General features: G+C 32.2%; 20 protein-coding genes. 16 read left to right on the forward strand and 4 right to left on the reverse strand.

What is annotated here, in order from left to right; genetic code table 11:
* Positions 1 to 256: 256 nt before the first annotated feature.
* The 12 genes from ACE94K_RS14560 (at position 257) to ACE94K_RS14615 (ending at position 12605) form a co-directional block, all read left to right on the forward strand.
* Positions 257 to 1330, forward strand: a complete 1074-nt coding sequence (locus tag ACE94K_RS14560) for a glycosyltransferase family 4 protein (RefSeq protein WP_378173679.1) — start codon at positions 257 to 259, stop codon at positions 1328 to 1330.
* A 182-nt stretch (positions 1331 to 1512) separates the two neighbouring features.
* Positions 1513 to 2820: a CoF synthetase gene (locus ACE94K_RS14565; RefSeq protein ID WP_378173681.1), complete on the forward strand. Its 1308-nt coding sequence runs from the start codon at positions 1513 to 1515 to the stop codon at positions 2818 to 2820.
* Positions 2821 to 3078: 258 nt separating this feature from the next.
* On the forward strand, positions 3079 to 3684 hold the full coding sequence (locus ACE94K_RS14570) for a sugar transferase (RefSeq protein WP_378173684.1): 606 nt from the start codon (positions 3079 to 3081) through the stop codon (positions 3682 to 3684).
* 34 nt (positions 3685 to 3718) lie between these two features.
* Complete coding sequence (locus ACE94K_RS14575) at positions 3719 to 4816, forward strand: hypothetical protein (protein ID WP_378173687.1); 1098 nt, start codon at positions 3719 to 3721, stop codon at positions 4814 to 4816.
* Between the two features lie 23 nt (positions 4817 to 4839).
* Positions 4840 to 6336 carry an AMP-binding protein gene (locus ACE94K_RS14580; RefSeq protein WP_378173689.1) on the forward strand — a complete coding sequence of 499 codons (1497 nt, stop codon included), beginning with the start codon at positions 4840 to 4842 and terminating at the stop codon, positions 6334 to 6336.
* 21 nt (positions 6337 to 6357) lie between these two features.
* Positions 6358 to 6603, forward strand: coding sequence for an acyl carrier protein (locus tag ACE94K_RS14585; protein ID WP_378173692.1), 246 nt, complete (start codon positions 6358 to 6360; stop codon positions 6601 to 6603).
* Between the two features lie 137 nt (positions 6604 to 6740).
* Positions 6741 to 7409 (forward strand): acetyltransferase, encoded by a 669-nt coding sequence (locus ACE94K_RS14590; protein ID WP_378173695.1) that lies wholly within the window; start codon positions 6741 to 6743, stop codon positions 7407 to 7409.
* Positions 7410 to 7439: 30 nt separating this feature from the next.
* Entirely contained in the window at positions 7440 to 8045 is a 606-nt protein-coding gene (locus ACE94K_RS14595; RefSeq protein ID WP_378173698.1) for a sugar transferase, read from the forward strand.
* A gap of 40 nt (positions 8046 to 8085) precedes the next feature.
* Positions 8086 to 8730 carry a NeuD/PglB/VioB family sugar acetyltransferase gene (locus ACE94K_RS14600; RefSeq protein ID WP_378173700.1) on the forward strand — a complete coding sequence of 215 codons (645 nt, stop codon included), beginning with the start codon at positions 8086 to 8088 and terminating at the stop codon, positions 8728 to 8730.
* A 3-nt stretch (positions 8731 to 8733) separates the two neighbouring features.
* Positions 8734 to 10311 carry an FAD/NAD(P)-binding protein gene (locus tag ACE94K_RS14605; protein ID WP_378173703.1) on the forward strand — a complete coding sequence of 526 codons (1578 nt, stop codon included), beginning with the start codon at positions 8734 to 8736 and terminating at the stop codon, positions 10309 to 10311.
* Between the two features lie 48 nt (positions 10312 to 10359).
* Positions 10360 to 11451, forward strand: coding sequence for a GNAT family N-acetyltransferase (locus tag ACE94K_RS14610; RefSeq protein WP_378173706.1), 1092 nt, complete (start codon positions 10360 to 10362; stop codon positions 11449 to 11451).
* Entirely contained in the window at positions 11448 to 12605 is a 1158-nt protein-coding gene (locus ACE94K_RS14615) for a GNAT family N-acetyltransferase (protein ID WP_378173708.1), read from the forward strand. Before ACE94K_RS14610 ends, ACE94K_RS14615 begins: the two co-directional genes overlap by 4 nt.
* On the opposite strand, the gene ACE94K_RS14620 is transcribed toward ACE94K_RS14615, so the two are convergent.
* Complete coding sequence (locus ACE94K_RS14620) at positions 12606 to 13577, reverse strand: hypothetical protein (protein ID WP_378173711.1); 972 nt, start codon at positions 13575 to 13577, stop codon at positions 12606 to 12608.
* A 35-nt stretch (positions 13578 to 13612) separates the two neighbouring features.
* Positions 13613 to 14935: an MBOAT family O-acyltransferase gene (locus tag ACE94K_RS14625; RefSeq protein ID WP_378173714.1), complete on the reverse strand. Its 1323-nt coding sequence runs from the start codon at positions 14933 to 14935 to the stop codon at positions 13613 to 13615.
* Between the two features lie 831 nt (positions 14936 to 15766).
* Here ACE94K_RS14625 and ACE94K_RS14630 point away from each other — a divergent pair.
* From ACE94K_RS14630 to ACE94K_RS14645, 4 genes are all read left to right on the forward strand, one after another.
* The gene (locus ACE94K_RS14630) at positions 15767 to 16900 is read left to right on the forward strand and encodes a DegT/DnrJ/EryC1/StrS family aminotransferase (protein ID WP_378173717.1); all 1134 of its coding nucleotides are present in this window, start codon (positions 15767 to 15769) and stop codon (positions 16898 to 16900) included.
* Positions 16897 to 18825 (forward strand): polysaccharide biosynthesis protein, encoded by a 1929-nt coding sequence (locus tag ACE94K_RS14635; protein ID WP_378173719.1) that lies wholly within the window; start codon positions 16897 to 16899, stop codon positions 18823 to 18825. The genes ACE94K_RS14630 and ACE94K_RS14635 overlap by 4 nt, the downstream gene beginning before the upstream one ends.
* Positions 18826 to 18908: 83 nt before the next feature.
* Entirely contained in the window at positions 18909 to 19700 is a 792-nt protein-coding gene (locus tag ACE94K_RS14640; protein WP_378173722.1) for a polysaccharide biosynthesis/export family protein, read from the forward strand.
* A 7-nt stretch (positions 19701 to 19707) separates the two neighbouring features.
* The gene (locus tag ACE94K_RS14645) at positions 19708 to 22059 is read left to right on the forward strand and encodes a GumC family protein (RefSeq protein ID WP_378173725.1); all 2352 of its coding nucleotides are present in this window, start codon (positions 19708 to 19710) and stop codon (positions 22057 to 22059) included.
* Here ACE94K_RS14645 and ACE94K_RS14650 read toward each other — a convergent pair.
* Both ACE94K_RS14650 and ACE94K_RS14655 read right to left on the reverse strand, forming a co-directional pair.
* Positions 22056 to 22790, reverse strand: a complete 735-nt coding sequence (locus ACE94K_RS14650; RefSeq protein ID WP_378173728.1) for a tyrosine-protein phosphatase — start codon at positions 22788 to 22790, stop codon at positions 22056 to 22058. The genes ACE94K_RS14645 and ACE94K_RS14650 overlap by 4 nt on opposite strands.
* A 166-nt stretch (positions 22791 to 22956) precedes the next feature.
* Positions 22957 to 23691: a head GIN domain-containing protein gene (locus tag ACE94K_RS14655; protein WP_378173731.1), complete on the reverse strand. Its 735-nt coding sequence runs from the start codon at positions 23689 to 23691 to the stop codon at positions 22957 to 22959.
* Positions 23692 to 23708 lie beyond the last annotated feature (17 nt).

Here is a 23708-nt window from a genome sequence, read left to right on the forward strand (position 1 = left end):
TTATGTAGGTTTTTTCTTTCTTTTTGTTGTGATTTATATCTTTCAAAATTAAATTTGTTAGATACGTGTTCCAATATATTGATTAAATATATGTTAAAAAAGAAATTAAATAAAAACTTTAAACCTTTGTTATATCTATATATTTGCAGTTAAATAATACATTTTATTCATACAAGTGAAAAATAGGGGTAAGATCATTCGAGTTACAACAGTTCCGAGATCATTAGGCGGACTACTACAAGGTCAATTAAAATTTATGTCACAGTACTATGATGTAATCGGTGTATCCAGTAGAGAAGAGCACATTTTAGAGAAAGTAGGGGAAAAGGAAGAAATCAGAACGATTCCTGTAGAAATGACAAGGAAAATAACCCCTGTGCAAGATTTAAAAGCTGTTTATCAATTGTATAAGGTTTTCAGGAAAGAAAAACCAGATATTGTACACAGTCATACTCCCAAAGCAGGCACATTATCAATGATTGCAGCAAGGTTTGCCGGTGTACCTCACAGATTACATACCATAGCCGGATTGCCTTTGTTGGAGGCAACAGGAGCTAAAAGATTGTTGTTGGATGCTGTAGAAAAATTGACATATGGTTGTGCAACGATGATTTATCCTAATTCGTTCGGGCTCAACGATATTATACTTCAAAATAAGTATACCAGTCCAAAAAAACTAAAGGTTATTGCTAATGGAAGTTCTAACGGAATTGATACCTCTCATTTTGATCCTTCTAAATATTCGTTAGATGATAATACAAAACTAAGAGAAGAGTTAAAAATTGATCAAGAAGATTTTGTGTATGTGTTTGTGGGTCGATTTGTCAAGGATAAAGGAATCAATGAGTTGATTACATCATTTAAAAAAATAAATGATATCCAGCCAAATAGTAAACTTTTACTAGTCGGAACTTATGAAAGAGAATTAGATCCTTTATTACCCGAAACAGAAAGTGAGATTGATAATAATCCCAATATTATTTCCGTAGGATGGCAAAACGACGTTAGACCATTTTTTGCCATCGCAGATGCACTTACGTTTCCGAGTTATAGAGAAGGGTTTCCTAACGTAGTGATGCAAGCAGGAGCGATGGGATTACCAAGTATTGTTACTGACATCAATGGTTGTAACGAAATTATAACGGAAGGAATCAACGGAACCATAATACCTGTGAAAAGTTCTGAAGCTCTATATAATGCCATGGAGAAATTTATTACAGATAAAGAATATTGTACAAAATTATCTCTGAAAGCTAGAGATATGATTTGCCAGAAGTATGAAAGAAAATTCGTTTGGAACGAAATTTTAGAGGAATATAGAAAATTGTAAGCAATATTATTTTCTATTAATATCAAAACAATTCTCTATTTTAGGGGCACAAAAGTAAATTACATCGTCATAACTTTATAGACTAATTCGGATTGATACCCGGGATGTCGAATAGTCTATACATTATAATTTCGTGGCTTTGAGTTTTGCTGAACAGTATTTAATAGATGTCAAGATAGTGCATGAGAGTTAGTGAAAGGATAAGAAACATTTCTTTTTGGTTATTAGATTTTATTAACGGAGGTAAAGTAAGAAAGCATTACCAGGATATCAAGAGTTTAAATGAATATTCAGGTTCACATCAGACTATCGAAAAACAAAACTATTATTTAGACACTATCTTAAAACACGCCGTAGAAACTTGTGATTATTATGATAGTATAAATCCTTCAAGCCTTCAAAATTTCCCGGTAATAAATAAAGAGCTTGTTAAATCTTCTTACAATAGTTTTCAATCTAAAATTTATAAAAATAAAAAGAAAATAGGTGTTTCTACAAGTGGATCAACAGGTGCTTCATTTACCGTTTATCAAGATCTAAATAAAAAAGCAAGAAACACAGCGGATATTATCTATTTCTCAGAACTTTGTGGCTTTTATTTAGGATATAAATTATTCTATCTTAGATTTTGGCAGATGTTTAAAAAGAAGAATAAATTTGAGTCTTTTCTTCAAAATATTACTCCAATAGATGTATTTGATTTATCAAAGGATTCGATTGAAGTGTTAGTAAATACTTTAAAAAATGATAGATCAAACAAAGGGATGCTGGGTTATGCATCATCTTTCGATAAAATTTGTAAATATTTAGATTCAATTGAAGCTAAACCAATTGATTGCAAGCTCAGATCTGTAATTGGAATGTCTGAACGTTTGGATCCTCTCACAAAACTGTCCATGAAACAATATTTTGATGTGGATATGGTATCAAGATACTCCAACGCAGAAAATGGGATGATTGCTCAACAACCTATTGGTAAAGAATATTTTGAAATTAATTGGGCGAGTTACTTTGTAGAAGTTTTAAGTTTTATTGACAATGATAGGGTAGAACCAGGAGAGCTAGGACGGATTGTTATCACTGACTTATTTAATTACAACACTCCGTTAATTCGCTATGATACTGGTGATATTGGAATTATAGAATTTTTAGAGCAAGAAAAAAATTCAAAACTTGTGCTTAAAAAAGTCGAAGGAAGAAAAATGGATATGATTCGAAGTACTACAGGTGAGATATTGTCCACGAGTATACTTTTAGTGATCAATAAATATAAAGAAGTAATTCAGCGACAAATTATTCAGAAAACAAACAATGAATATGTTTTTAAATTGAAAGTAAAAAATGGTACTCTTGAGAATGAAAATGAATTTATTAAAGAATTTAAGATGTATTTGGGACAAGATGCAATAATAAAAGTGGAGTATGTTGCAGAAATCCCTTTATTAAAATCAGGTAAACAACAAGCAATTGTCAACGAGGTAATTTTGTAAGAAACTTAAATAAAGCAAATGCTAGAGAGTTATTTTTTACTAAAAAAGTTGTTAAATTAAGTTAAAAAAGTAAAATATAGATTGTATATTTGTCACCGATTCTAAGGATAGGATTATAGATATGATAATCACTGCATTCCCCTTGACAGATAAAAATCATCTATCTATTTCATTTCCCCCATTTTTTGATTACAAAGTTATAGCCTGGAATATATTCCGCGGTTTTAAATATTGTTGTTTTTAAACTTGAAAAATAAGGTGTATAAGTATTTTTTTAAAAGAGTTTTGGATTTTAGCGCAGCGTTGTTATTGCTTGTGTTCATAGTACCGGTATTCCTGATCTTAGTAATTTTTTTAGCAATTGCTAATAGGGGGAAACCCTTTTTTATTCAAAAAAGACCTGGCAAAAAGGAAAAAATATTTAGTATCATAAAGTTTAAAACTATGAATGATCTGAAGGATAATGACGGTAATTTATTACCTGATAAGGAAAGAATGACAACTGTTGGAACATTTGTTAGAAAAACGTCTTTAGATGAAATTCCACAGCTGATAAATGTTTTAATAGGAGATATGTCTTTAATTGGTCCCAGACCGTTGATTATAGAATATTTACCCGTTTATAATGAAACTCAGAAAAAAAGACATAATGTTAGACCCGGAATCACAGGTTGGGCTCAGGTAAATGGAAGAAATTCAATTACTTGGAAAAAAAAATTTGAATATGATGTTTGGTATGTGGAGAATTGTAGTTTTTTATTAGACCTTAAAATACTGGGTCTCACACTAAAAAAAGTAATTAAAAAAGAAGATGTCAATTTATCAAACGAACTAACATCAGAATGGTTTAATGGTACTAACTAATCAATTTGGATTTAAGTAGGATAGGTAGAATAGAATGAGCAAAGATTTACAAGTAATTGGGGTAACAAAAAAAATGCTAAGCGAGGCTATTGATAAAAATACCTATTGGAAAAATGATCTCGCGCCATTACCAAAGAGTAAAGCATTATGGTTAGTTGCTAATGGTAGAATTAATGATGATGATTATTGCGGAGTAATAGGATATGAAGGAGACAAAATGATTTCGTTTATATTCATGTTTCCAGACTTATTAAATGCAAAGGATAATAAACCAAAAAAAGTGTATTGGATGATATCCTGGTGGGTGCATAAAACTTATAAGGATACCGTTTTAGGAACGTATATATATAATGAGGCTGTCAATCTTACCAGAAAACAGATTTTGATTAAATCATATGCAGAAAATGTAAATACTTTCTATGAGAAGCAACCTTTTAAAGTAATCGCTTCTCGACTAAGGCATACTATATTTTTTAGCTTAGATGCTTCTATGCTAATTGGAAGATTTAAATTTTTAAAATCTTTTAAGTTTATTTTAGACGGAATGGATGGTTTTGTGGGGTTGGTAATAAGGATATTTAATGCTGCTAAACTCAAGAATAAAGTAAAAGAACTTTCGTACGAGTACATCAATCGATTAGATGATGATACATGGGAGTTTATCAGACCTCTTTGCGATAAAGACTTGATATATAAAACAAAAGAATACGTAAACTGGCAAATAGATTCTGGGCAGTATCTTCAGACTCCAGTACCTAAAAGGCATCCCCATAAATCATTACAGACTGGAATAAGCAATAATATATATCTTCATAACCTGAAAATTATAAAAGCAGGTCGGCTTATTGGATTTTTATCATACGTTGTTAATTTCAACGAATTTAACATCAAGTATTTTTTGGTACAAGATGATGAGAATTACGATTTATGTATTGATGCATTAATGGAAAATTTCATTAAGCATAAAACAACTTTCATATTTACAGATGACACTAAATTATCTGATAATATTACTAAAAGATACAAGACTATTTTTACACACAAGGTGACAAAAAAAGGTTTAGCACATAATGACACTAAAATAGATATTGATAATGTTATGATGTTAAACCGTGATGGACACTTTTATTAACCAATAGCCTAATCAAATAAACCATGGATTTTGTAAAAAGACTACAGGAATCAATAGAAAAACATTCAGAACTAAATGTTTTGTGTATTAATAGTGTTTTCTATACATATAAAGAATTTGCCAAAGAAATATCTAAAATAAGAACAGCTATTACTGATGTTATTGAAGAATCAGAAAAACTTGTTGGTTTAGTAACAAATGATGACATTCAAACATATGCAGGTATTATTGCCTTATGGTTAGAGGGAAAAGCATATGTTCCCGTCAATCCTGAAGTTCCTTTTGAAAGAAATATAAAAGTTTTTGAATTGACAGAAACTAAGTATGTGATAGATTCATCAGAAACTTCTGAATATATAAATCACAAAGTAATAGCTTCAAAAGAATTACCCGATGCTCAGATTAATCTAGAACCAAAAGATTTTTCTTCGGATCAATTAGCATACATCCTGTTTACTTCTGGCACCACAGGTTTGCCAAAGGGAGTTCCAATTACCTTTAATAACGTTCAGGCCTTAGTAGGTGCCATTGACGCAGAACCCACATTTAATCTGATGCCATCCGATCGATGCTTACAAATGTTTGAACTTACTTTTGATTTTTCGGTAGTAACGTATTTATTTCCGTTACTAGCCGGGTCCTGCATGTATACCATACCTAAAGGAGCCATAAAGTATTTTTATATATTTAAGTTAATAAACGAAGAAAAACTAACCGTACTTACGATGGTGCCTTCTATAATTAATTATTTGCGTCCATATTTTGGAGAAATAAATGCTCCTGATGTACGATATTGTAGTTTTGGAGGTGGTGCTTTACACAGTGATATTGCAAAAGAATGGAGTGATTGTTTGCCTAATTGTAAAATATTCAATTATTACGGTCCTACCGAATTTACGGTGTATAGTGGGTTTTATCCCTACCATAAAGAAACAGACACCAAGTCACACAATGGCATAATTGCTATTGGTTCTCCACAAAAGGATACACTATATCTTGTGGTGAATGAAAATAATCAAGAAGTAGGTATCGGTGAAACTGGTGAATTATGCCTTGGCGGTCCACAAATCACACCGGGATATTGGAAAAACGAAGAACGAAATGCGCTAAGCTTTTTTACCAGACAAGAAAATGGCAAGAAGGTTAGATATTATAAAACCGGAGACCTTTGTTTGAAAGATGAAGATGGCGACTTTTTGTACGTTGGAAGAGCAGATTTTCAAGTAAAAATTAGAGGATATCGTGTTGAACTTGCAGAAATCGAGTACCACGCAAAGTCTAGATCAGATAAAAAAGTTAATATGGTAGCCCTTGATATTACTAATAATCTTGGAAATGCCGAGTTAGGTTTAGCAATTGAATCTGATGAGTTTGATACAGGATATATTTTTGATCATATGAAAAATGTGATGCCAAGCTATATGATTCCTATGCATGTGAGATTTATAAAAGAGTTTCCTCATAGTATTAATGGCAAAATTGATAGAAAAGAATTAAGAAAACATTTCGACATAAATTAAACAATCAAAAACAACCGATTAATGGATAGAGAACAGATTTTATCAAAAGTAAAAACAGCATTTGTTGCTGTATTAGAACACGAAAACTTTGAACTTTCTGATGAGACCACAGCAAATGATGTAGATGGATGGGAATCTATTACACATATGATGATAATTACAGAAGTGGAGAAAAAATTTGATATCAAGTTTAAATTGATGGATTTAATGAATATGAATAATGTAGGAGATCTAGTCAATAATATTCAATCAGAATTAAAGTCGTAATAAAATCTATTTGCTATAAATTTATTTTTAGCGGTTTTCATGCGAGAGTTTCCCTTTTCGAAATTGGTAACTGATTTTTGTCATAGTATGGTGATAAATGGATTCATTTCTTTATTAGATTATCATTTTAAAAACCGATGGAGAAAATTGTAATTATAGGTGCTTCTGGTCATGCCAAAGTTGTTATAGAAACTATAGAATCAAACGGAAAATATCAGATTTACGGACTGATTGACTCGTTTAAACCTACAGGGGATAAGTTGTTAGGTTATGAGATTCTTGGGACTGAAGATCTAATAAAAGATTTAGTAAAAAGAGGTATTTCCAAGGGTATCGTGGCGATTGGAGATAACTGGACCAGGCATAGTATGCATAATCGTATAAAAGAAATAGCTCCCGAGTTCGAATTCATAACAATTATTCATCCAAGTGCTATTATAAGTTCAAGTGTAACAGTAGGAAAGGGAACCGTAATATTGGCATCGGTAAAAGTGAATGCACTAGCAGAAATTGGGGATGGATGTATTCTAAATACGAATGCCAGTTTTGGACATGATGGAAAACTCGGTAATTTTTCGAGTATAGCACCAGGAGTTACTGTAGGAGGTAATGTTACTGTTGGTTTCTGTTCAGCAATATCGCTAGGGGCTAATGTGATACAGGGAATAAATATTGGTAAACATAGTATCATAGGAGCAGGATCATTATTATTACACGATGTTGATGATTATAAATTGGTATATGGCGTTCCGGGTGAAGTAATAAAAACGGTAAAAAAAGGGAAAAGATATTTATCTAAATCTTGAATAAATCAATTTAGATATAATTAAAAAATTATGTATCAGATATTTATAAAACGATTTTTAGATTTTACACTTTGCATACTAGGTGTTTTTGTTTTATCACCAATCATATGTATACTTATCCTATTGTTGAGTATTGCTAATAATGGGAGACCATTTTTTTTTCAGGAAAGACCAGGTAAAAACGGTAAGATATTTAAGATCATCAAGTTTAAGAGTATGAATGACAAAAAGGATAAGGATGGAGAGCTGCTTCCTTTTGAAAAAAGAATCACAAAAACCGGAAAATTTATTAGAAAGTATTCACTGGATGAGATTCCACAGCTTTTTAATGTGATAAAAGGAGATATGAGTTTGATAGGACCAAGACCTCTGCTAGTAAAGTATTTACCGTTATATAATGATTTTCAACAAAAGAGACATAATGTAAGACCTGGTATTACCGGATGGGCACAGGTTAATGGTAGAAATGCAATTTCCTGGGATGAAAAATTCAAACTTGACGTATGGTATACCGAAAATTTAAGTTTTAAATTAGATCTGAAGATTATTTTTATGACGGCTAAGAAAGTATTGTTTAAAGAAGACATTAATAGTGGCGAAAATGTAAATATGCCTACTTTTACCGGAAATAATTAACCAAGAGAATAAAAAACCACTAAAAACTATCATATCACAAGTGAAAAATGCTGTTATAATTGGCGCAGGAACACAGGGACAAGTATATGCTTCCTATCTAAAAGAAGCTGGAATCAACATCATTGGTTTTATCGATGACAACCCTGAACTTGAAGGAAAAGAAGTAATAGATATACCTGTTATTGGTAAATATAAAGACTTGTTTTTAGATGAGTTCAAGAGCAAAATACAGGACGTGTACTGTCCGATAGGAGTGAATGCAGTTCGGGTCGAATACCTGTCAACACTTAAAAACGAAGGTTATGGAATTCCTGGTTTTTTGCACCATACGGTATCGATTGCACCAGACGTGACCATAGGTGAAGCCGTTTACATGCTTGCCGGTAATATCGTGATGCCGCACACCACAATTGGTAATTATATTATGATTAATATGGACAGCACTATCGCGCATCACGTAACTTTAGAAGATGGAGTGTTTATGTCTTCGGGTGTAAATATTGGAGCTCTGATTAATGTTAGAAAAAATGCATACATAGGTATGGGAGTAACTGCTATGACCGGCGTAAAAGAAATAGGAAAAGAAACATTAATAGGGGCAGGAACCGTCATAATAAAAGATGTTCCAGAATATACCACTGTAGTTGGTAATCCAGCTCGTGTAATAAAAACAAAAAAACCATAGTTTATGGATTTTGAAACAACTAACCACACAGATATCACTTTTGTAGGATCGGGTATCTCCTCGTCATTCACAATTTTACATTTTCTGGATCGTCTAAAAATCGATTCGATAAATAAGAAAATATCGATTACAATTATTGATAAGTATCCAGAATTTTATACAGGAATCCCCTATGGTATTAGGTCTGGTTTTTCAGTACTTTTAATAACTTCTCTGAAAAACTTTTTGCCTGAACCTGAGTTGAGTAAATTTATGAAGTGGCTTAACATAAATAAGGAATGGTTAGTAGAAGAATTTAAGTCCGATGGGGGTTCTTTATCATCAGAATGGATTTCTAATCATGCAGAGAAATTAAAAAATAATGAATGGGAAGATCTCTTTATTCCACGTCGCTTTTTTGGATGCTATATCGATGAAAAACTTAAGACGAATATCGAGCAGGCACAGGAAAATGGTAGCATCAAGGTAAACTATATCAATACCGAAGTTGTTGATATAGATAGAATTAACGATGGATATGCTGTTTCTCTAGCAAATAAAGACAAGATTATTTCAGAAAAAGTAATTCTTTCTATTGGTTCTCTGCCAATGGTTCATTTATGGAAAAATAGAGACCTGATCATAGAAGATGACCTAATCTTTGTGAATAACCCTTATAAACCACATTTAAAAGAAGTTTTTGAAAACATTGAAACGTTTACCAAAGATAAGTCTGACAAACAATTGAATGCCCTAATCGTTGGAGCAAATGCAAGTGGTCTAGAAATGCTTTATAAACTTAATGATCACGAAAACATAAAATCTAAAATAAATACGTTTACCCTTCTTTCTACTCAGGGATTATCTCCGGACTCAATTGTTGATGAAGAAAGAAAAAAACAATATGCTCCAAAGAATTTACTTGCGCTGGTTGATCAAGAAAGTTTGACAGCGAAAGAAATAGCGGACGCTACGTATAGAGATTTAGACTTGGCAGACGAAATTGATTTAGGAGCAGCTTCTACAGTAGATATTATCTCAAGTGCATTTGGATCCCTGCTAAAAAAACTAAATCAGGAAGAGCTTAAAAAGTTTGCTTGTTTGTATGGAAATGACATCGGAAGAAGACAAAGATGTGCTGGTTATCACTACTCAAAAACCATTGATGCTTTAAAAGAAGAGAATCGTTTCGATCATATTGCAGGAAGATTTGTAGATCTGAAGAAAAACGCAAACAATGAATATTTTCTGGAATATTTAGAAACGGCTTCAGATACTAATAAAATGTCTAAAAATGCTGTTCAGATCATTTTTAATTGTATCGGTAGTACAAATTTGACCGCAACAGATATTCCGGAGTTACTTAAGAAAATAATGGAAAAGAAGTTGTGTGTTCCTAATGAATCTAAGATTGGTTTTGACGTAAACGAATCCTTAGAAACATCTGATAATTTGCATATTGTAGGTCCATTATTAGCAGGAAACATTTTTGAAGGAAAAGCTGTGTGGCACGTAGAGCATTGTGGCAGAATTATTTGGTTATCAGAAGTGTTAGCCGGTAAAATTCATGATCACTTTAATCAAAGTGTCATAAAAAACTGAACAAAGGATCAATCATTAAACGAAATAAATCATATTAACATTTTTACATTGGAGGGAAATTACAGTTTATTCATAAAAGATCTTGATGATCGTTCAGAAGTTGTAAAATATAAATCACTTCTTAAGAATGAATGGAATAACAATGTGTATTATTCTATAGAGCACTTACGTCATTCTGAAAAAGAGTCTGATGCTTTAAGGTGCTTTTTGTTCGAAAAAAATGGAGTTCCCATAATTTTGATGCCTTTCATTCTAAGAAAGATAAAAATAAAAGAAAAAGAATATCCTTATCAAGATGTAATTAGCCCTTACGGGTATAGTGGTCCTCTGTATAACGAAAATGTGACATCAGAGGATCTGATTCAGTTTTGGAAGCAGGTAGATCTGTGGTATAATGAAAATAACATCGTAACAGAGTTTATACGTTTTAGCTTGAATGAAAACCATCTTAATTATTCAGGTTCTCTGATAAGGACACTGGCTAATGTTAAGGGACATTTATTAGAAAATTTTGAGGATCAATGGAACACCTTTTTACCTAAAGTAAGAAATAATTACAGGAAAGCGATAAACTATGATCTGGATTTCAAGGTTTTTCATAAAGATGAAATCACGAAAGAAATTATAAAAATTTTTAATAATATTTATGTTGCTACAATGACTAGAAATAAGGCGGATAGTATTTATTTCTTTTCAAGCACATATTTTGAAAATCTTATTTTATCAAACCTTGATAATTTTTCTATAGTCATTGTCTACTATCAGGATATCCCTATTTCTGTAGAACTTATTATCAACTACAAGGACGTGATTTTTGCGTTCTTAGGTGGGACCGATGCCGAATATTTTAGTTATAGACCTAATGATTTCTTAAGAGTAAAAGTAATAGATTGGGCAATTAAGAATGGAAAAAAATATTATGTTCTTGGTGGAGGAATGAAAGATGGAGATGGATTGTACAAAAATAAAAAGTCTCTTTTCCCTAAAGATGAAGATGTAATTTTTTGTACAGGGAGAAAAATAGTCAATGAAAAAATATATAACGAATTATGTTTGTTATCGGATAAAGAATATGCCAATATAGAGAAAGAGGATCTAAAAAATTATTTCTTTCCGTTTTATAGATTGAACAATAGATGAAAAAAGAAAACATAGACTACTTTTTCGAACTTTATGAAAAATGTTCAATCCCTAAACTATTTCCGGCAATATATTCTGCAGGAAAAGATAAACTCGTAGTAAACCACGATTATGATGGTGATGTAAAGAATAGTCCAGATAAGATATATTCCGTTTTTTTTATTCCTGATTATTTAAAACCAACTACAACAACGGATTTTTATACCGTAAAGAAAGTAGAGCAGTTCTTTAAAGGTTATGCAATTTTTTTAGATGGATTTACAAATGCGGATGCTTATATAAAACATCGTTTTAGAAGTAATGCTAAAGGTATAAGAAGAAGAATCAATAGATTAGAGTCTTGTTTTCCTATTTCCTATAAAACATACTACGGAGCAATACGAAAGGAAGAATATAATGACCTGATGGATTGCTTGGAGAAAATGCTGATTAGAAGATTTAAGCAACGTAATGATGTTAGTCAGACTTTATTGAGATGGGATCACTATAAGCAAATGTATTTTTCTCTAATTAATGAAAAGAAGGCATCTATGTTTGTAGCCTTTAACGGTGATCTACCAATCATAGTATCCTTAAATCATCATTTTCAAGATAGGCTATTTAGTGCTATATCTTCCTATGATATCGATTATTCAAAATTTAGTTTGGGAAGTGTAGAGATCTATAAGAAACTGGATTGGTTAATAGAGAATAATCACGTGTCTTATGAAATGGGAATGGGAGATTTGAGCTATAAGAGAGAATGGTGTAATCATATTTACAATTTTGAGCACCAAATTATATTTCCAAAAAAATCTATAATCGCTGTAGTTAAGGGAAACATGGAATTTTTAAAAGTAACACTTAAAGAGTTTATTTTTAAAGTTGTCTATGTTCGTTATAAAAAGTATAAGGCAAACCGAAAGAAAACAACAAATACTATTACTGAGGAATTTCTTGTTTCTCCTATGGAGAAAGTAGTGTATGATAAGGAGTTGGTGCGAATAGATTACAATGCTAACGAGTATAAAGCATTAAGAAAATTTGTATTTGATTTTGTGTATACAAGCACTGATAATATATCAAATGTTCAGGTTTTTGAGATTTCTAAAAGTAAAAAATCTTATCTGATAGTAGGAAAATCAAAGATGCAAAAAGTTATCACAAGAGGTTAATTACTTTTTTGTAATGTTGATACTTTTCAGGTGTTCACTTATGGATTTAGCTATTAGGGTTCTTCCGTGATCATTCCAATGCCGATCATAAATCAAAGTTTTAGATCGATTACTTTCCTCAAAGTATTTTGAAAAATCAATACAATGAAAATTATTTTTTTCTAAATACGATAAAAACAAATTGCTGGTTATTCTAGAGTCTAAAAGCATGGTAAACTTATCCTTGTCATATCCATATGCATTTATGAGACTTACAAAGTTTGCTAAATATTTAGTGTCTTTTTCTTTTTTAATTTTTAGTTTTTCTTCTTCAGATAAATCTTTAGTTTTTGGTTTTTGAATAAAAATGCTTTTCAATCGATATAATAGTTTTTGGGGCGGATCTAAAATACCTATGCTTTTGCAATACACCAGAAGTTTACTTTTCTTTAGAAGTTTATTCATAGGGGATTCTAATGCTAATCGACCTGTAACAACTTCATACTTTCCTCTAGTGAGATCGTTAGAAAATTTGATTCCAAGAATTATATGATCTATCTCGCTAAACTGTTCTTTATATGCGTGGATAAGATGTAATTGATCTGCAAAGTCGTAGCCTGCATATCCATACTCATACACCTCAATTTGTGGTATTATTTTTTCAATCTTTTTACCAATTGAATTGTAGTAGTTTTGATGAAACCCTTCTATAAAGGAGTCGCCTACTAAGGCAACTTCAATTTTATCTTTTGTAGGGTTAAATTCTCTGTAAGAGTTATATCCTGAATTATTAATATGGTATTCAGAAAAATTTTGTCTCCTATTACCCGTTACAGAAAAGCCATTTTGATTTGGCATCCATTTCTCTACCTTGTGCTCGTCAAGAATACGAGTAGGGGTATCCTTGCTTAGATGAAAAACCCTAACTAGTATCTCTAATGAAACGAGTATGAGAAAAAAATACAAACCGCTTTTAAAAATAAGTTTTTTCATGTTGTTCAAATTCTGTTGCGGATAACCTAAATAACTTAAAATTGAAAGTATATAAAAGATCTATCAATATTGTCATCAAAGAAAAGGAGCATACCTAAAATTACCAAAGTATATGCGATAAAACGTATGATCTTTGATTTAAATTTAAAAGGAGATCGTTCGTCTCTTCTGATCCTAAACTCATACAAGACAAAAAGTCCTAATAGTATAAAATAATCGATCATCCGGTATCCTAATGGATGTTCATATATTTCAAAACTAAAGTTGATAAAGATTTGTTTTAAAAAACCAAACGCATCAGTGATAGATTCCGATCTAAAAAATACTCTGGAGAATGTCACTAATGAGAAGGTGAGTAGCATTTGTAATATTTCCTTAAATGAAGGAAACCAACTATTTTCTGCTACTACATTGTTCATGTAAATTCGATTGCGTCCCATCAGAAAAACAGGAATATATAGAAGTGCGTGGATGGCTCCCCATGCAATAAAAGTCCAATTGGCGCCGTGCCAAAAACCACTTACCAAAAAGATTATACAAATATTTCTTACGGATTTTAGTTTGCTTACTCTACTACCACCAAGAGGAATATAAACATAATGTCTAAACCAAGTAGATAGAGAAACGTGCCAACGTTGCCAATATTCTGCAACATTTCTGGCAAAACTCGGAAACTTGAAATTTGACATTAATTCTATTCCAAACAACTTAGCAGTACCAATTGCTATATCAGAATAACCACTAAAATCTCCATATACCTGAAAACTAAATAGCGTAACACCAAGGATAAGAGTAGAGGCAGGGTAGCTTCCATAATTAGCAAATATATCATCTACGATTGGCGCTATAGAATCTGCAATTGCCACTTTTTTAAATAGTCCCCAGACAATAAGTTTCAATCCATCGGTACATTGTTTATAATCAAAAGCTCTTTTAGTAGTTATCTGAGAAAGTAGATTGGACGCCCTTTCTATAGGACCAGCTACCAGTTGAGGGAAAAAACTAACAAATGTTGCAAAAGAAATGAAATCTTTGGTAGGAGTAAGCCTTTTATAGTAGATATCTAATGAATAAGACATCGTCTGAAAGGTATAAAAAGATATACCTACCGGGAGTATAATTTGCAAAGTCCAAGAACTTTGAAGTTCATACCCCAAAATAGAAGCAAAATCGGTCCATGATTCTATAAAAAAATTGTAATATTTAAAGAATCCTAATAGTCCAATGTTAAAAATTATACTAATCCATAACCACTTTTTGCGTTGCTTATTAGAATTACTAAGATGAATCGACTGCCCGACAAAATAATCAACAATAGTACTTGCTAAAATCAGAAATAAAAAGCGCCAGTCCCACATTCCGTAAAAGATGTAGCTAGCAACAAGAACAAAAACATTCTGAAATTTTAAGTTTTTATTGAAAAAGAACCAGTAAAGAACAAATACTACTGGTAAAAAAATGAAAAAGTCTAAGGAATTAAATAACATGCACTAATATTAATATAAGGGACAAGTAGTTTACAGATCTAGAATTTGCAAGACAGTATGCTGTTAGTTTCTTCAAGTCTGTAAATTTGATTTATTAAATCAAATAAATCAAGAATAAATCTAATTATTTCATACAATCCTTTTTTTGACTATGCATCTTACTATTTTTTAATGAACAATCAAGGGGTAAATACCCTATAAATAAATAGGTGATTCATTGCCAATTTTTTGAAATTTTACTAGTATCATTGTGATGTTATTGGATTAATTAATTTCAGTGGAGATTTACTATGTTTTTTTGATAAATGTTAGTTAAAAAGCGTAAAATATAAGGGTTATGACACAAATAGTTAAACAAAATAGAATATTTTGTAGGTTTTTACTTGTACTATACAATCAATATTATAGTAATTTTCTTACGGTAAAACCATTGTTTTGTCAATTATAACGAAATAGTAATGCTGTTAAACGCGTTTTTTTTGTATTCCATCTAAAAATTCAGTTTTTCTAATGATATTAAATATAACTAAACTATTTTAGCAGTGGTTAAAGCAAGTAAGAGTAAAATACAATTTTTGGAAGTGCTACCCCCTTCTTCCTTACATTTTATTAGATTGTCATGAAAAAGAATATCAGCGACGGTAACACATTTGTTACAATTGTTGAGTATAGATTAATGTTCATTAATTAATGGGGAAAATTATGAATGCAGTAGAATCTAAAAGAATATGGCTTTCTTCACCACATATGGGGGGAACGGAGGAAAGCTATGTGAAACAAGCTTTTGATACAAATTGGGTTGCACCTTTAGGTCCAAACGTAGATGGTTTTGAGAAATCTATAGAGAGTTATTTAGGTGGAAAAAATTTTGTGGCCGCATTGAGTTCGGGTACCGCAGCTTTACATTTGGGACTTAAATTGTTAGGCGTTTCGCAAGGGGATGAAGTGTTATGTCAAAGTATGACATTTGCCGCTTCAGCGAATCCAATAATATATTTAGGCGCAAAACCCATTTTTATCGATAGTGAGGCTCAGACTTGGAATATTTGTCCTGAGCAGTTAGAGTTAGCGATAAAAGATAGGGTTTCAAAGGGTAAAAAACCAAAGGCAATAATTGCTGTTCATTTATATGGAATGCCATATAATGTGGATGCCGTTCATAAAATAGCCTCAGAATATGAAATTCCGGTTTTAGAAGATAGTGCAGAATCATTAGGAAGTTCCTATCACGGTGTAAAGTGTGGAACTTTTGGAGATATCGCTATACTATCATTTAATGGAAATAAAATAATAACAACTTCTGGAGGTGGGGCATTAGTAGCGAAAAAATCTGAGCATCGCGATAGAGCAATCTTTTTAGCTACGCAAGCTAGAGATAATGCGCCTCACTATCAACATACCGAAATTGGATATAACTACCGAATGAGCAATATCATTGCTGGAATCGGTAGAGGGCAAATGGAGGTGTTAGATAAACATGTCAACAACAGACGAAACAACTACGAATTTTATAAACAACATCTTGGAGACTCTGCTGAAATTAAATTTTTAGAAGAGCCAACGGGTTTTTATTCTAACAGATGGCTGACTTGTATAGAAACTACTTCTTATAAATTGAGAGAAGGTATAAGGTTAGCTCTAGCAGAAGAAAATATAGAGTCACGACCTCTATGGAAACCAATGCATCGCCAGCCTGTTTTTGTAGAGTGCGATACGTACCTCAATGGAATTTCTGATGACCTATTTGATCGAGGACTTTGCTTACCTAGCGGGTCTAATCTTGAGGAAGAAGATTTATTTAGAATTGTGTCGGTAATTAAAAATATATTGAGATGATTAAGGACTACATAATTAATAATTCGCATAAACACGCATCAAAATGGCTAGTATTAGTAATTGACATAGCAATCACTATTTTTAATTTCTTTTTAGCATATGTTGTTAGGTTTGGTATTGCACTTGATTTTGATACTTCGAATTTACTATACCAAATTCCTGTAATGACTGTGCTAGCAGCTACTAGTTTTTTAATGATAGGATCTCATAAGGGGGTGATTAGACATACCGGTATGAGAGATGCCTATAACTTATTTTTAGCCGTTACTGTATTAATTGCATTGAGCGGGGCACTGATGGTTTCAAGTAGGTTATCATTGATGCCGGAGCTACTAAATATACCGGTTTCTATTATTTGTATCCATTATTTACTTAATATCATTAATCTAACGGTTAGTCGTTTAGTATTCAAATATTGCTATCACTACGTTAAGTCAAAATTAGGAGATTCGTCAAGAGTAATGATTTATGGAGCTGGAGATTCAGGCTTGATCACTTTAGCGGCCATTACCAATGATTCGCAAAAAGCTGTAACTGTAGTTGGTTTTATTGATGATAACCCTCAAAAAGCAGGAAAAACAATTAATGGTATTACTGTATATCGTTCTAAAGCTATTACACAAAGCTATGTTTCCAAACATAATATAAGTGAGATTATCGTATCCATTCCTCATATTGAGAAGCAACGCTTATCTGAAATATCTGATCAATTACTAAAATTGCCAGTAAAAGTTAAGATTATCCCGGCCATAAATGATTGGATCGATGGTAAGTTGAATGTATCCCAGATTAAGCCAATTCAGATAGAAGATTTATTAGATAGAGCACCAATCGCTTTAGAAAATCAAAATATTAAGAAGGAACTTCATAATAAAGTAATTCTTATTACTGGAGCTGCGGGGTCAATAGGAAGTGAGATCGTAAGACAAGCATCATTTTATAGCTATAAACATTTAGTTTTGGTGGATCAGGCAGAATCACCCCTGTACGATTTGCAACAAGAACTATTGAGTAAGGGTGTAACTAATTTTACGCCAATTGTAGCAGATATTAGAGATCATCAGCGTATTGAAACTATTTTTGAAAGATTTACACCTAATATGGTGTTTCACGCAGCGGCTTACAAACACGTGCCGCTGATGGAAAATAATCCTTGTGAGGCGATTAAAATTAATGTATTAGGTACCAGAAAGTTAGCTGATTTATCATCAGAATACGGAGTGGATAAGTTTGTTTTTGTCTCAACAGATAAAGCAGTAAACCCGACAAATGTGATGGGAGCTACCAAAAGAGTGGCAGAAATGTACATTAAGTGTTTACACAGAACCAGTAAAACTAAATTTATTACCACTAGATTTGGAAATGTTTTAGGATCTAATGGTTCTGTTATTCCTTTGTTTAAAAAGCAAATAGAAAAAGGAGGGCCATTGACTGTTACGCACAAAGATGTGACTCGTTTCTTTATGACAATTCCTGAAGCCTCTCAGTTAGTAATTGAAGCCGGTACCATGGGTAATGGAGGTGAGATTTTCATCTTTGATATGGGTGAATCAGTAAAAATATTCGATTTGGCTAAGAAAATGATCCGATTATCTGGGTTAAATTATCCTAATGATATCGATATAGAAATCACAGGATTAAGACCTGGTGAAAAACTCTACGAAGAGCTATTAGCCGATACAGAGAATACCTTACCAACGTATCATAAAAAAATAATGATTAGCAAGTTTGATGATGCAGATTGTCCGCTAGTAATGGATAAAATAGATGATCTATGCATTATGAATTTGTTCAATCAAGATCACCAAATTGTTGCCAAACTTAAGGAAATTGTTCCAGAGTTTATTTCTAAGAACTCTACGTTTGAAAGTATAGATATTAAGAACCAAGAAACTCAAAGCAAAAGCACAAAAGTATTTGTATAGTCTTCTTTTTAAAATTGTTATTATAAACAAGATTATTATCATACTTTTGTTAGTTGATTGATATATCTTAAAGCATTCACTATATGCATTCATACAAATTTTTACTTTTATTAGTAGCTTCAACGTTTATTTTTTCTTGTAAAACACCTACAGACGTTGTTTATTTTCAGAATTCTCAGGATTTAGAAAGAATAAAGTCAACTAATTCTTTTACTCCGGTCTTTAAAGTAGATGATGTCGTTAGTATTTTGGTTTCGGCAACAGATATGGATGCAGCGAGACCTTTTAATTTAATGCAGGGATCTAGTTTGTCCTTACCTACCGGTGATAGTGGTGCTGCGCCTAATGGAAATGGAACTCTTGAACCTACTTATTTAATTGATGAAGAAGGAAATATTGATTTTCCGGTATTAGGAAAATTAAAAATTGCAGGATTGACGAGAGTTCAAGTAAAAGACATGCTGAAGGATCGATTAAAAATCTACATAAAAGATCCAATTGTAAACGTTAGGTTGAAAAACTTTAAAATTACTGTTGTTGGAGAAGTTAGCCGACCAGGATCTTTTACGATTCCGAATGAAAGAATCACGATTATTGAAGCAATTGGGCTAGCAGGTGATCTTACTATCCTAGGTAAAAGAGGAAATGTAATGGTGATTAGAGAAAATGATGGAGTAAATACCTATCACAGAGTTGACTTAACTTCCAAAACTATTTTTGATTCCCCCGTATATTACCTTGCTCAGAACGATGTTTTGTATATAGAACCTAATGAGGCACAAATTAAAGCGTCAAAAGGTAGAGATAATACAGTAGGAGTTGTTTTGAGTGTGATCAGTGTAGGTTTAGCTGCATTAGCTCTTATTTTAAGATAGAGAATTTATGATTTCTGATAATAATTCTGATAACAATACCTTTGCGAAGGCGTCAAAGTCAACTTTAAATTTAAGAGAAGAGATTCTTAAATACGTAAAAAAGTGGTATTGGTTTTTGCTAAGTGCGCTGGTTTTTGGAACCTTAGCTTATTTACACATTCGATACACCATTCCCGAATATAATGTGTCCGGAACGATCTTAATTTCACAGGAAGAAAGCGTCAGTGAATCTGAATTATCTGCATTTAAGGATTTAGGATTATTAGATGATACAAAAAATAAAATCGAAAACGAAATTCAGATTATCAAATCAAGAACTTTACTGACCAATGTTGTAAACAATCTAAAATTAAATGTTCAATATTTTACGAAGGGTAGAGTATTGGAAGCCGAGAATTATCCAAAATCTTTGATAGAGATTAATTTTTTATCGGCCGATTCTATAGTACATACTAAATCTGAAAGTTTTAGGGTTTTAATTAATTCAGGTACTTCCTTTTCTTTTGTGGATAAAGAAGGAAAAAAGCTGAGCGATCATTCTTTTGGAAAAACCATCAATACAAGTGTTGGTGATGTAGTGATTACACCGAATGTTGAAAGTGTTGAAACCCATAAAGGAAAGATAATCCATATTAAAATAACACCTGTTAATATTGTAGCACAGAGTTATCGAAATAAGTTATCAGTCATCGCAATAGGCAAAGGATCTTCTATTGTAAAGTTATCGCTCAATGATCCTGTCAAAGAAAAAGCTAAAGATATTATCAATAATTTGGTAGCAGAATATAATAAATCTACAATTGAAAATAAAAAACAAACCTCTGCAAGAACTGCAGGATTTATTAATGAAAGATTAGAACTCATTTCAGGAGATTTATCTCAAGTTGATGACGAAGCTGCAGGATATAAATCTAAATTTGGATTGACAAATGATGTTTCAGCTCAGACCCAAAGAGTGGCTGATATTGATTCTAGAAATCTCCAGGAAATTAATCAATTAGAAACGCAACTAAGAAAAATAGAGTCTACTAGACGCTTTGTTCTAAGTCAAGATGGAAAATTTGACTTGCTGCCCTCTACACTTGGTTTTGAAGATGCGTCAGTTTCGTCAATAGTTGCTCGTTATAACCAACTGATAAGTCAACGAAAAAGACTATTAAAATCCTCTAGCGAGCAAAATCCGGTTGTAGTAAACATAGATGAACAAATTGGTTCATTAAGGCAAGGGTTGATTGCTAGTTTAAATGGAGCGCAAAACTCTATAAGTATAAGTTTAAATAGCTTAAGAACACAGGACAAATATTTTAGCGGGAAACTATATAATGCGCCTTTACGACAAAAAGAATTAACGGCTATAGGTCGTGAGCAAGGGATTAAGGAACAGTTATATCTATATTTATTACAAAAACGAGAAGAAGCTGAGATTACTAGCCATATTACTTTATCTAATGCTCGTGTAATTGACAAAGCTTCTACATTGGGATCGTATCCCGTTTCTCCTAATAAAAGAATGATTTATTTTGGTGCTATATTTCTGGGATTTGCACTTCCATTCTTAACAATTTATTTATTGGATTTATTTAATACCAAAATAAACTCTAGAGAAGATCTTGAGAATGTGCTTTCAATGCCGATTTTGGGTACAATACCGAAAACAAAAACGAAGAAAAGTAAAATTATAGTTTCTAGAAATAGCAGATCATCTGTAGCGGAAGCGTTTAGGATTCTTAGAACCAATCTGGGCTTTTTAATGGCTGGAACCAAAAAAGAAACTGGGAAGGTCATATTTGTTACTTCTACTATATCAGGTGAAGGTAAAACTTTAGTCTCATCTAATTTAGCTAAAACCCTAGCTATTTCCGGAAAAAAGATTGCGTATCTGGGTACAGATTTTAGAGACCCTAAATTTCATAATTTCTTTGAATTACCCAAAGGCAAAGATACTCCAGGGTTTACTAATTTCATTATGAATTCTGAGATTAAACCCAAAGATGTTATATATGAACTAGGAGAAGAAGATCCTCTTTTTGTAGTTCCTTCTGGGGCTATTCCTCCAAATCCTGCTGAACTTTTGATGAATGAAAGGGTAAAAGAGATGTTCGAGTATTTGGGAGAACATTATGATTATATTGTGGTTGATACAGCTCCTGTAAGTTTGGTTACCGATACATTACTAATCGGTCACTTTGCCGATCTAAGCATTTATATCGTTAGAGAAAACTACACAGATAAACGAATTTTGCAAGTTCCAGAAAACTTCTATAGAGAAAAACGCTTACCTAATATGGCAGTGCTTCTTAACGCAGCAGGTGACAAAGTTGGTTACGGTTACGGGTATGGTTATGGAGCAAAGGACTAAATAAATAAGCAATTTCTCTCCATAAGTCGAGAAACCATTTTTGCGTGTTTTGAAATAAAACCGTTTTCTAATATTTCAAATTGTTGATAATTATGAATATCTGAGCCAGCGAAGTCAAAGAGATTCTCGGTCATTAATTTTACGGCAAGATTTTTTACTTTTTCACCATAATATCCCGAAATGGAAAGAAGGTTTAGCTGAAATAAGAGACCAGATTCTTTCAGTATCAGAAACTTATCAATATCATCGTTATAAAACGAATAGCGTTCAGGATGCGCCAGAATAGGGGTGAAGCCGGCTAATTTAATTTCAAAAAGCATTTCATTTAGGTTGATCGGAGGGTTAAATGTAGACATCTCTACAAGAATGTGCTTTTTATGTAAAGGAATAATATCTTTCTTTTTAATCCTTTCGAAAAATAAGTCATCTAACATGTATTCTGCACTAGATTCTAGTGTTACATTGATATCAAGAGAAGATAAGACATTTTGCATTTTTGTATGTTTGGACTTGATGATTTCCGAAGTATTTGGCCAAACATCCTGCATAATATGAGGTGTAGTAATGATTTTTTTTATACCCAATTTTTCAAATTGTTCAATGATAAATGCCGATTGATATATTGTTTTTACTCCATCATCGATTCCTGGTAACAAATGTGAATGTATGTCAACGTAGCCTTTAGGGACGATTTTATTAAACGGAATTTCTTTTTTTGATAAAAATTGCAAAGCGCTAATTGTGTTTTGGGGTAAAAATTAAAGTTTTACACTCTAATGAATAATGAATATTACCACTTTCTTTAAGTTGTTTACAAAAATAGAGATTTAATATGTAAAAACTGCCTAAGAAGTAAAACTCCTTAAGCAGTTTCGGATAATTGAAATATGCTTCTTTTTAGTGCTTTGTGATATCACCTGATCCAGAAACTTTTTTATCTTCTTTTTCAGGGTTTCCTTTATAATCAATATCACCAGATCCTGTTACTCTGGCTTTTAATGATGATGTAGAGGTAACTTTAATATCTCCTGAACCTGTAACAGATGCCACTACATTTTTTGCTTTTAGATCATATGCTTTTATATCTCCAGATCCATTAACTTTACATTCTAAGTTTTTAGTTGATCCTTTTAAAATAAGATCTCCACTGCCAGACACTGAACTTTCTACTCTATCAGCGTCTACTACAAGTCTGACATCTCCGGATCCGGAAACACTGGTTTTAAAATCCGAAGCCTTGATCACATCATCGCCATACACATCTCCTGATCCCGATAAGCTTACTCTATTTAAATCCTTAAAAGGAACGGTAACAATTAGTTTCTTGCCTTTACTGACCTTCAGGTAATATCCCTTTTCAACATAAATTTTTAACGATTCTCCTTCGATTTCGGTTTTTACATAGGGAATGAGATTGCTTTCTCCCTCAATTTTAATGTTTCCCTCACTTCCAGAGATCAAAGAAACATCCAAACTACCTTTCACGTTGATCTGATCGTATTCTGAAGTCGTTCTTGTTTTGGTAACTACATTACCATCACCTTCTATTTTTTTTCCGTTTCCCCACCATTGTGCATGAATTGATGTCATACTGCATAATGCCAAACATAAAAAGATTGTTACTACTCTCATAATTGATTGAATATTTG

It is taken from the genome of Aquimarina besae (genome assembly GCF_042434905.1).
Lineage (GTDB): Bacteria > Bacteroidota > Bacteroidia > Flavobacteriales > Flavobacteriaceae > Aquimarina.

Excerpts from the sequence above, each read along its gene's own strand:
- ACE94K_RS14560 (WP_378173679.1), top strand. The coding sequence starts at position 257 with ATGTCACAGTACTATGATGTAATCGGTGTATCCAGTAGAGAAGAGCAC.
- ACE94K_RS14565 (WP_378173681.1), top strand. The coding sequence starts at position 1,513 with ATGAGAGTTAGTGAAAGGATAAGAAACATTTCTTTTTGGTTATTAGAT.
- ACE94K_RS14575 (WP_378173687.1), top strand. The coding sequence starts at position 3,719 with ATGAGCAAAGATTTACAAGTAATTGGGGTAACAAAAAAAATGCTAAGC.
- ACE94K_RS14580 (WP_378173689.1), top strand. The coding sequence starts at position 4,840 with ATGGATTTTGTAAAAAGACTACAGGAATCAATAGAAAAACATTCAGAA.
- ACE94K_RS14585 (WP_378173692.1), top strand. The coding sequence starts at position 6,358 with ATGGATAGAGAACAGATTTTATCAAAAGTAAAAACAGCATTTGTTGCT.
- ACE94K_RS14590 (WP_378173695.1), top strand. The coding sequence starts at position 6,741 with ATGGAGAAAATTGTAATTATAGGTGCTTCTGGTCATGCCAAAGTTGTT.
- ACE94K_RS14595 (WP_378173698.1), top strand. The coding sequence starts at position 7,440 with ATGTATCAGATATTTATAAAACGATTTTTAGATTTTACACTTTGCATA.
- ACE94K_RS14605 (WP_378173703.1), top strand. The coding sequence starts at position 8,734 with ATGGATTTTGAAACAACTAACCACACAGATATCACTTTTGTAGGATCG.
- ACE94K_RS14615 (WP_378173708.1), top strand. The coding sequence starts at position 11,448 with ATGAAAAAAGAAAACATAGACTACTTTTTCGAACTTTATGAAAAATGT.
- ACE94K_RS14620 (WP_378173711.1), bottom strand. The coding sequence starts at position 13,577 with ATGAAAAAACTTATTTTTAAAAGCGGTTTGTATTTTTTTCTCATACTC.
- ACE94K_RS14625 (WP_378173714.1), bottom strand. The coding sequence starts at position 14,935 with ATGTGGGACTGGCGCTTTTTATTTCTGATTTTAGCAAGTACTATTGTT.
- ACE94K_RS14630 (WP_378173717.1), top strand. The coding sequence starts at position 15,767 with ATGAATGCAGTAGAATCTAAAAGAATATGGCTTTCTTCACCACATATG.
- ACE94K_RS14635 (WP_378173719.1), top strand. The coding sequence starts at position 16,897 with ATGATTAAGGACTACATAATTAATAATTCGCATAAACACGCATCAAAA.
- ACE94K_RS14640 (WP_378173722.1), top strand. The coding sequence starts at position 18,909 with ATGCATTCATACAAATTTTTACTTTTATTAGTAGCTTCAACGTTTATT.
- ACE94K_RS14645 (WP_378173725.1), top strand. The coding sequence starts at position 19,708 with ATGATTTCTGATAATAATTCTGATAACAATACCTTTGCGAAGGCGTCA.
- ACE94K_RS14655 (WP_378173731.1), bottom strand. The coding sequence starts at position 23,691 with ATGAGAGTAGTAACAATCTTTTTATGTTTGGCATTATGCAGTATGACA.